The 9,378-nt window shown below is 69.8% G+C and carries 8 protein-coding genes and 1 tRNA gene; 6 read left to right on the top strand and 3 right to left on the bottom strand.

Annotation, left to right across the window (positions count from 1 at the left end; all coding sequences use genetic code 11):
* Window positions 1–16: 16 nt before the first annotated feature.
* Together ACWGH4_RS24355 and ACWGH4_RS24350 are read right to left on the bottom strand one after the other, a co-directional pair.
* Entirely contained in the window at window positions 17–556 is a 540-nt protein-coding gene (locus ACWGH4_RS24355) for an NUDIX hydrolase (RefSeq protein ID WP_453464497.1), read from the bottom strand.
* Window positions 553–1,992 carry a zinc-dependent metalloprotease gene (locus ACWGH4_RS24350; protein WP_453464494.1) on the bottom strand — a complete coding sequence of 480 codons (1,440 nt, stop codon included), beginning with the start codon at window positions 1,990–1,992 and terminating at the stop codon, window positions 553–555. Before ACWGH4_RS24350 ends, ACWGH4_RS24355 begins: the two co-directional genes overlap by 4 nt.
* Before the next feature lie 191 nt (window positions 1,993–2,183).
* On the opposite strand from ACWGH4_RS24350, the gene ACWGH4_RS24345 reads away from it, so the two are divergent.
* The 4 genes from ACWGH4_RS24345 (at window position 2,184) to ACWGH4_RS24330 (ending at window position 5,389) form a co-directional block, all read left to right on the top strand.
* Window positions 2,184–3,311 (top strand): SDR family oxidoreductase, encoded by a 1,128-nt coding sequence (locus tag ACWGH4_RS24345; RefSeq protein WP_441264094.1) that lies wholly within the window; start codon window positions 2,184–2,186, stop codon window positions 3,309–3,311.
* Between the two features lie 103 nt (window positions 3,312–3,414).
* Entirely contained in the window at window positions 3,415–3,876 is a 462-nt protein-coding gene (locus ACWGH4_RS24340) for a molybdenum cofactor biosynthesis protein MoaE (RefSeq protein ID WP_441264095.1), read from the top strand.
* Between the two features lie 163 nt (window positions 3,877–4,039).
* The gene (locus tag ACWGH4_RS24335) at window positions 4,040–4,216 is read left to right on the top strand and encodes a hypothetical protein (protein WP_453464490.1); all 177 of its coding nucleotides are present in this window, start codon (window positions 4,040–4,042) and stop codon (window positions 4,214–4,216) included.
* An 84-nt stretch (window positions 4,217–4,300) separates the two neighbouring features.
* Window positions 4,301–5,389: a YlbL family protein gene (locus tag ACWGH4_RS24330; RefSeq protein ID WP_453464487.1), complete on the top strand. Its 1,089-nt coding sequence runs from the start codon at window positions 4,301–4,303 to the stop codon at window positions 5,387–5,389.
* A gap of 182 nt (window positions 5,390–5,571) precedes the next feature.
* On the opposite strand, the gene ACWGH4_RS24325 is transcribed toward ACWGH4_RS24330, so the two are convergent.
* A complete protein-coding gene (locus tag ACWGH4_RS24325) occupies window positions 5,572–6,132 on the bottom strand; it encodes a PPA1309 family protein (RefSeq protein WP_453464484.1) in 561 nt (186 codons plus the stop codon).
* Window positions 6,133–6,268: 136 nt separating this feature from the next.
* Between ACWGH4_RS24325 and ACWGH4_RS24320 the strand changes: the two genes are divergently transcribed.
* Complete coding sequence (locus tag ACWGH4_RS24320; RefSeq protein WP_453464500.1) at window positions 6,269–9,217, top strand: UPF0182 family membrane protein; 2,949 nt, start codon at window positions 6,269–6,271, stop codon at window positions 9,215–9,217.
* 57 nt (window positions 9,218–9,274) lie between these two features.
* Window positions 9,275–9,348 (top strand) — tRNA-Met (locus tag ACWGH4_RS24315).
* Window positions 9,349–9,378 lie beyond the last annotated feature (30 nt).

The following is a 9,378-nucleotide window of genomic DNA, read 5'->3' as shown; positions in this document are numbered from 1 at the left end:
CCCCTTACCCGTGCCCTCACTGGTGCGGGAGAGCTTCCCGCGTGCGCTCCATGAGCCGTACGACGGAGGTGTCGGCCACGCCGGCCACCTCGTCGTAGTGGAACCAGCGCAGGTCCAGTGACTCGTCGCTGATGGCCTCGACCGCTCCCGCCGGGGCGAGGGCCGCGTACTGCACGTCCAGATGCCAGTGGCACGGCGCCGGAATGGCGTGCCGGTCCAGAGTGACCGGACCGCCGGGCAGCAGCGACAGCCCCGGGATCCCGGACTCCTCCGTCGCCTCGCGCAGCGCCGCAGCGGCCAGGGACGTGTCGCCCGGCTCGCAGTGGCCGCCCATCTGCAGCCACATGCCGAGCTTCTTGTGCAGCGTCAGCAGCACCCGCCCGCGCTCAGGATCGATCACCAGGGCGCTGGCGGTCAGGTGTCCCGCCCCGCAGGACTTCCACATGCCGTCCGGATGGGCCTGCAGGTGGTCCAGGTACGTCTGGCGCAGCTCCGCCTGGCCCCCTTGTCCGTCGTAGTCCTTCAGGACGAGGAGCGCGTCTTCGTGGAGGCTCACTTGTCGGTCTCGTCCTCGTCCGTCCCGGAGTCGTCGGCCTTCTCCGTGCCGGGCTTCTGCCCCTGGCCGCCCGCCGCTTCGCCGAGCATCTTGTCCAGCTCGGAGAAGTCCAGCTGCTCGCGGTGGACGAAGCCGTCCGGGTCGTCGAGGTCGGTGGCCGTCGGCAGCATGTCGGGGTGCTCCCACAGAGCGTCCCGCCCGTCCATGCCGCGGGCGTCGGTCAGCGAGGCCCACAGCCGGGCCGCGTCCCGCAGCCTGCGCGGGCGCAGCTGAAGGCCGATCAGGGTGGCGAACGTCTGCTCGGCGGGTCCGCCGGAGGCGCGTCGCCTGCGCAGCGTCTCGCGGAGCGCGCCCGCGGACGTCAGACGCGACGAGGCGGCCTCGTGGACCACCGCGTCCACCCAGCCCTCGACGAGCGCGAGAGCGGTCTCCAGGCGGGCCAGGGCGGCCTTCTGCTCGGCGGTGTCCTCCGGCTGGAACATGCCCTGCTGGAGTGCTTCCTGAAGCTGCTCGGGGTGCGTGGGGTCGAACTGGCCGACCACGTCCTCCAGCTTGGAGGTGTCCACCTTGATGCCGCGGGCGTAGCCCTCGACCGCGCCGAACAGATGCGACCGCAGCCACGGCACGTGGGCGAAGAGCCGCTGGTGGGCGGCTTCCCGCAGGGCCAGGTACAGCCGGACCTCCTCGCGTGGCACGCCGAGGTCCTTGCCGAGCGCCTCCACGTTCAGCGGGAGGAGCGCGGCCTTGCCGGCCGGGCCGAGCGGCAGACCGATGTCGGTCGAGCCGACCACCTCGCCCGCCAGCACACCGACGGCCTGGCCGATCTGCTGCCCGAACATCGCGCCGCCCATGGAGCGCATCATCCCGATCAGCGGCCCGGCCATGGCCTGCATCTCCTCGGGCAGCACATCGCCCATGGCGAGGCCGACGCGCTCGGCGACCGGGTCCACGAGCTGCTGCCACGCGGGCAGCGTCGCCTCGACCCACTCCGCCCGGCTCCAGGCGACGGCCGTGCTCGCGCCGGAGGGCAGGGACGTCACGCCGTCCAGCCACAGGTCGGCCAGTCGCACGGCTTCCTCGACAGCGGTCCGCTCGACGGGGCCGACGCTCGCGTCCTTGGTGCCGTCCGGCGTGCCCTGGGCGACGGTCTGGCGCGCGATCTGCTTCGCCATGTCCCAGTTGACCGGGCCGCCCTCGTAGCTGAGCATCTGGCCGAGCTGCTGGAAGGCAGCGCCCAGGTCGTTCGGGTTCAGGGAGCCGAACATGGCCGCGAAGGGGTTGTCCCCGCCGCTCTCCCCGAAGCCGAACCCGAAGGGGTCGGCGGGGGAGGACCCGCCGGAGCCCTGGCCACCTCCTGCGGGATCCTTCTTCTTGCCCTCGTCGCCGTTCTCCGGCTCCTCCGGCGGAAGGCCGAATCCGAATGGGGTGTCACTCACGGGTTTCCTCGGCTCGTAGGGCCGCCGGCTTCCTGCCGGCGGCGACTGCCCGACAACACCATCCAGCGTAGACATCCGAACCGCTTATGGGCTCGATGCTCCGCCGACACTGGGCCTGCGGCAGGATGGACGCCACCTGGTGCGTATGCGTCATTCGCTCACGTACTGAAGACAACCGCTGGAGACGCCTGGTGAGTTCCCCAGATCCGCAGGTTCGCGCAGCGCGAAACCACTCAACCCCGGCCGGGGGCCGCGGGCCGTCGGGCCGTGGCCCCGTCGTCGCCGTCACCGGCGCCGCCACCGGCGTCGGCGACCTCCTCACGAGGCGCCTGGCCGCGTCGGAGGAGGTCAAGCAGGTCGTGGCCCTGGACGAACGCCGGGGCGAGGTGTCCGAGGCCCAGTGGCACATTCTCGATGTGCGGGACCCGGCCATCGCCGAGAAGCTGCGCGGCGTCGACGTCGTGGTGCATCTGGCGCTCGACCTCGACCTGGAGTCCGATCCCGCCGCACGGACCGCGTACAACGTGCGCGGCACCCAGACGGTGCTGACGGCCGCCGCTGCCGCCGGTGTCCACCGTGTCGTCCTGTGCACCTCCGCCATGGTCTACGGGGCGCATCCCGACAACGACGTCCCTCTAGCGGAGGACGCGGAACTGCGCGCGACAGCGGAGGCGACGGGTGTCGGCGACCTCCTCGAGATCGAGCGGCTGGCCCGCCGGGCTCCGCGCGCCCACCCCGGTCTCAACGTCACCGTGGTCAGGCCCGCCGTCCTGGTGGGCGGCACCGACACCGCGCTCACCCGCTACTTCGAGTCGCCGCGGCTGCTCGTGGTCGCCGGATCACGGCCCATGTGGCAGTTCTGCCACGTGGAGGACCTGGTGAGCGCGCTCGAGTACGCCGCCCTCGAGAAGGTCGAGGGCGAGCTCGCCGTCGGATGCGACGGGTGGCTGGAGCAGGAGGAGGTCGAGGAGCTCAGCGGCATCCGGCGCATGGAGCTGCCCTCGGCGGTCGCCCTGGGCGCTGCGGCCCGGCTCCACCGGATCGGGCTCACACCCTCGCCCGCCGGGGACCTCGCCTACACGATGCACCCCTGGGTGGTGAGCGTCAGCGGCCTGCACGACGCAGGCTGGCGTCCTCAGTGGACCAACGAGGAGGTGCTCGCCGCGCTCCTGGAGGAGGTGGAGGGCCGGCACACGGTGGCCGGCCGCCGCCTCGGCCGCAAGGACGCCACGGCCGCGGGCGCGGCGGGCGCGACGGTCGCGCTGCTCGGTACGGCGGCCCTGGTCCGCCGGGCGCGCAAAGCACGGCGGAGGATCTGAGGCGGCGGGCGCGGGAGGCTGTAGGAGGCTCCAAACAGGATCGTCCCCGAACGGTCGAACCGGCTATTCCTCGTTGTCGGTGCAGTACGGCACGATGGACGGCATGGCAAGCACGAACGACCATCCAGGTGAGCAGGCGGCGCAGGACCCGATCCGTCTGCTGGCGATCCGCGACACGCCGCTCTCCCTCGACGAGGTCTTCGCGGCGGTCGGCGACGACGCGGCGGGTGGCACCGCGCTGTTCGTCGGCACCGTGCGCAACCACGACGGCGGCGCCGATGTCGACACCCTCGGCTACTCCTGCCATCCCACGGCGGAGGCGGAGATGCGCCGCATCGCGGAGAAGGTCGCCGCCGGCTATCCCGTCCGGGCGCTCGCCGCTGTCCACCGTGTGGGTGACCTCGCGGTCGGGGATCTCGCGGTGGTCGTCGCCGTTTCCTGCCCGCACCGGGGCGAGGCGTTCGAGGCCTGCCGGAAGCTGATCGACGACCTCAAGCACGAGGTGCCGATCTGGAAGCACCAGCGGTTCTCCGACGGCACGGAGGAGTGGGTGGGCGCGTGCTGAGGGCGGTCGGCCGGAATGATTTTCCGGTGTCTGTCCGCTGAAACGCGGTCAGTACCCATCCGCCCGATTTGCGTAACCCCACCCCTGCCGTGAGCGTTGAACCGGCAGATGACTAATCTGCTGATCACTCGGTTGCGTGTGCTCATGGGGTAGGGAGGTCGCGATGGCAGTTCTGGCTTGGTTGCTGATCCCGCTGTTCGCTGCTGTCGGTGCGGCGATATGGGCGAGCTGGGCTTCACGGGACCGTACGAGCGGTGACGTGGCGGAGCTCGCGGGCTATGCCCGCTTCCGTGACGCGATGGACAAGACCGCCTCCGGCACCGACGCCGCACGCTCCTGACCGCCCCCCATCCGCGGCCGCCGAGCGGCCCGGACGGCCCGGCCCCGACGGTGCGTCCACAGGCATGTCCCGTACTGTCGTTCCATGCCACGCCGCACCGCGACGATGCTCGCCTCCACCCTCATCTTCATTGCGCTGCTCTGCGCAGGCGTGTTCCTCAAAGTCCCTTACGCGGAGATGTCACCCGGACCGACGGTGAACACTCTCGGGTCCGCGGACGGCGAACCGGTGCTCGACATCTCGGGCCACAAGACGTATCCGACGACCGGCCACCTCAACATGACGACGGTCAGGGTCACCGGCGCCGACTACCAGATGAACCTCCTCGAGGCGGTCTACGGCTGGGTGGCACACGACAATGTCGTCGTGCCGCACGACACCCTCTACCCGAACGGGAAGACGGAGGAGGAGTCGACGCAGGAGAACGCCGAGGAGTTCAGCCAGTCCCAGGAGAGTGCCAAGGTCGCTGCCCTGCGTGAACTGAAGATGCCGGTCAAGGCCCGCGTCGTCGTCTCCTCCGTGGTCAAGGGATCGCCGTCGCAGAACCGGCTCCACGCCGGGGACGTCATCCGTGCCGTCGACGGCACCGCGATCAAGCAGCCGGAGGACGTCGCCAAGCTCGTCGTGAAGCACAAGCCCGGCGAGGACGTCGTCTTCACCGTGGTGCCCGCGGACGAGGCGGCCGCCGCGGAGAAGGCGGGCAAGGAGCCGACCCGGACCAAGAAGGTCACCGTCCCGACGGTGAAGGCGGAGGACGACGGCCGGGCGATCGTCGGGATCCAGGCAGGCACCGACCACACGTTCCCGTTCGAGATCGACATCAATCTGGCCGATGTCGGCGGACCGAGCGCCGGTCTGATGTTCGCGCTCGGCATCGTCGACAAGCTCACCTCCGACGATCTGACCGGCGGCAAGTTCGTCGCCGGCACGGGCACCATCGACGAGTCCGGCAAGGTCGGGCCGATCGGCGGCATCGAGATGAAGCTCGTCGGCGCGCGCAACGCGGGCGCCGAGTACTTCCTCACCCCCAGCGACAACTGCGCCTCCGCGGTCTCCGACATCCCGGACGGACTGACGCTGGTGAAGGTGGACACCATCCAGGACGCGCGGAAGTCACTGGCCAAGATCAATTCGGGCGCCACGGCGGACCTGCCGAGCTGCTCGGCGAGCTGACCCCGCCACCGGCGCGCGGTGGAAGCGCCGCTCGGCCAGGTCCTGCCGCGGGATCACCTGGTGATGTCCGCTGTCATGCACTCCGCCGCACGCGTCGGACGGTGCAGGGACAGGCAGCCCTCCGGGGCCGGGCGCCCCCGGAGGGCAGGGTGGACCACCCCACTTCGAGAGAGGGGGAGGTCCTACGCCTCGAAGGTGGCGGCCAGCGCCTCGGCCAGTCCCGGCACCAGCCCGGCTCCGGTCAGCACCTCGGTCGGGGAGTCCTTCTCCCGCAGCCGCAGTGCGGACTCCCGTGTGCCGTCGCGCAGCACGGCCACCGTCATCCGGACCTCTTGGCGGTCCGGGTGCTCGGCGACCCACTTGGTGAGGGCCGCGTCGTCGAGGCCGACCGGTACGGAGGCCTCCGCGGAGGGCGGCAGCATCAGGCGCTCCACGGTCAGGGCGCAGCCGGCCACCGCGTCGGGCCAGGCGAGGGTGCCGAGGAACTCGTCGAGCGGGGTGCCGGCAGGGATCTCGTCCTGCTCGACGGGGGTGAGGGGCGCGGCAGTGTCGTCGGCGCCGTCCAGACCGAGCTGGCGGGCGAGGCCCGGCTCCTGGGAACGCAGCTGATGGGTGTCGACGAGAGCGAAGAGCCGGGCCGGCTGGTCCCAGCCGAGACCGGAGGCGTACTCGTCGATCTCAAGCACGGCGCGGGTGAGCGGGCTCGCGGCCATCGGGGGGCCGGAAGAGGAATCGTTGGGCATGGTCAATATCCTGCCTCCTTCCTGCCCCGCGACGGGAACTAGGTAAAGCCTCAGTAAGTTGCATGAGTGGGCTCTACGATCGCGGGGCCCGATTCACACAACCGCGAACTTCGAGGGGCGCACGTTGGCTTTCCAGATGCCGGACCGCGGCGGAGGCCCGACAGGGCCACGGATCAGAGTGGGCCGGCCCTCCCGGCGCGTCCGCACCCTGCTCATGACACTGGGTGTCCTGGCCGTCCTGGCCATGGTCTTCGTCATGTTCTCCGGGTTCTGGACCGACTGGCTCTGGTACCGCTCGGTCGACTACTCGTCCGTGTTCACCACCACCCTGTGGACCAAGATCGGCCTGTTCGCCGTCTTCGGTCTGCTGATGGCGACCGCCGTCGGGGTGAACATCTGGCTGGCCCACCGGCTGCGGCCGCCGCTCAGCGCGATGTCGCTGGAGCAGCAGAGCCTCGACCGGTACCGCATGGGCATCGCCCCGTACAAGAAGTGGGTGCTGCTCGCGATCACCGCCCTGGTCGGGCTGATCGCCGGTGCCTCCGCCACGAGCCAGTGGCGTACGTGGCTGATGTGGGTCAACGGAGTCCCCTTCGGACAGAAGGACCCGCAGTTCCAGATGGATGTCGCGTTCTACGCGTTCGACCTCCCCTGGTACCGGTTCCTGCTCGGCTTCGGCTTCGCGGCCGTCGTGCTGTCGGTGATCGCCGCCGCGCTGACCCACTATCTGTACGGCGGGCTGCGCATCACCAGCCCCGGCGCCCGTGCGACCGCCGCGGCCACCGGCCATCTGTCGGTGCTGCTCGGCCTGTTCGTCGCCCTGAAGGCCGTCGCGTACTGGCTGGACCGCTACGGGCTCGCGGTGAAGTCCAGTGACTTCAAGGCCACCGACAACTGGACGGGCCTGCGCTACGTCGACGCCAACGCCTACCTGCCGGCGAAGACGATCCTGTTCTGCATCGCCGTCATCTGCGCGCTGCTGTTCTTCGCGACGCTGTGGCGCCGCACATGGCAGCTGCCGGTGATCGGCTTCGGCCTGATGGTGCTGTCGGCGATCCTGATCGGCGGCCTGTACCCGGCCATAGTCCAGAAGTTCCAGGTCCAGCCGAACGAGCAGGCCAAGGAAGCGCCGTACATCGAGAAGAACATCGAGGCGACCCGCAAGGCCTACGGGATCGACGGCGTCAAGCCCGCGGACTACCTGGGCAAGGGCCAGGTGAAGGACCCCGACCAGCAGCGGAAGAACGCCGACGACGCCGCCAGCTACCGCATGAACGACCCGAACATCGTGTCGCCGACGTTCCAGCAGCTGGAGCAGGAGCGGAAGTACTACCAGTTCCCGGCGACCCTGGACGTCGACCGCTACAAGGGTCAGGACACGGTCATCGGTCTGCGCGAGCTCAACCTCGCAGGCGTCGACAAGCGCAACTGGATCAACGACCACTTCACCTACACCCACGGCTTCGGCGCTGTCACGGCCAAGGGCACCGACACCGCCGCGGGCACGAGCGGCGCCCCGGACTTCACGGATTCGGGTCTGCCGACCAAGGGCATGCTCGGCGACTACGAGCAGCGGATCTACTACGGCGAGAAGACCACGCAGTACTCGATCGTGGGCGGTCCCCAGAAGGAGCTGGACTACGAGCGGGACGGCGGCGGCCAGGTCACCACGAGCTACAAGGGCAAGGGCGGCATCGACGTCTCCGGCCCGCTCAACCGCGCCGCGTACGCCGTCGCCTTCAGCGAGCCGCAGATCATGTACTCGGGCGCCATCGGCGAGGGTTCCAAGATCCTCTACAACCGCACGCCCAAGGAGCGCGTCGAGGCGGTGGCCCCGTGGCTGACGATCGACGGCGACGCGTACCCCGCCGTGATCGGCAAGCGGATCCAGTGGGTCATCGACGCCTACACGACCACCAACGGCTACCCCTACGCCTCGCGTACGACGCTGGGTGACACCACGGCCGACTCGCTGACCGACCGGCAGCGCGCGGTGGTCGCGCAGCAGAACCAGGTCAACTACATCCGCAACTCGGTGAAGGCCACCGTCGACGCCTACGACGGCACCGTCACGCTGTACGAGTGGGACGAGAACGACCCGGTGCTGAAGACCTGGAAGAAGGCCTTCCCCGGCACGGTGAAGGCCAAGGGCGACATCCCGGCCGAGCTGAGGGAGCACCTGCGCTACCCGCAGGACATGTTCAAGGTGCAGCGCGAGCTGCTCGCCCTCTACCACGTCACGGACGCCGGCCAGTTCTACAACGCGAGTGACGCCTGGCAGGTGCCCAACGACCCGACCAAGTCGGACAGCAACGCGGTTCCGCCGTACTACCTGTCGATGAAGCTGCCGGGCGACAAGGCGCAGCAGTTCTCGCTGACGACGACGTTCACCCCCAGTGGACGGCCCAACCTGCGGGCGTTCATGGCGGTCGACGCCGACGCCAAGAGCAGCGACTACGGCCGCATCCAACTGCTGCGGGTGACGGACGACAATGTCGACGGACCCGAGCAGGTGCAGAGCCGGCTCAACCGGCACGGGCCCATCGCCACTTACGTCCGTGACCTCAAGGGCGCGGATTCGACGATCAAGTACGGCAATCTGCTGACGGTTCCGCTCGACAGAGGCTTCCTGTACGTCGAACCCATTTACGCCCAGGGACGCGGATCCGAGTTCCCGCTCCTGAGCAAGGTCGCGGTCGTCTACGGCCAGAAGATCGGTTTCGCCGACGACCTCGCCGGCGCGCTCGGTCAGGTCTTCGGCGCGGAGGGGGCACCGGACGAGGAGACTCCGCCGACCGATCCGGACGAGCCGCCCACCGAGCCCACCGAACCGCCTGCCACCGGTGACGCTGCGCTCCAGGACGCCATCGCGGACGCCCAGCAGGCGTACGACGACGCCAGGGCGGCCCTGGAGAAGAACCCGACGGACTGGGCCGCGTACGGCAAGGCGCAGGCAGCCCTGGAGGCCGCGCTGCAGCGGGCGGCCGACGCGCAGAAGGCACAGCCGGAGTCCGCGCCTGGTGGCGAGGCGACGCCTGGCGCCGAACCGGACGCGAAACCGGACGAAGGAGCACCGGGGGACTGAGGACCACCGGGCTGAGCAGGCACCATCCCGCGTCGTGGTAAGGTTGCAACACAACGACGCGGGGTGGAGCAGCTCGGTAGCTCGCTGGGCTCATAACCCAGAGGTCGCAGGTTCAAATCCTGTCCCCGCTACTGAAGAAGAGGGCCCGGATCCTTCAGGAT

This window comes from Streptomyces sp. NPDC054847 (genome assembly GCF_053610925.1).
Note: the sequence above shows the minus strand (reverse complement) of the source record. Positions and strands in the feature narration are given on the sequence as shown.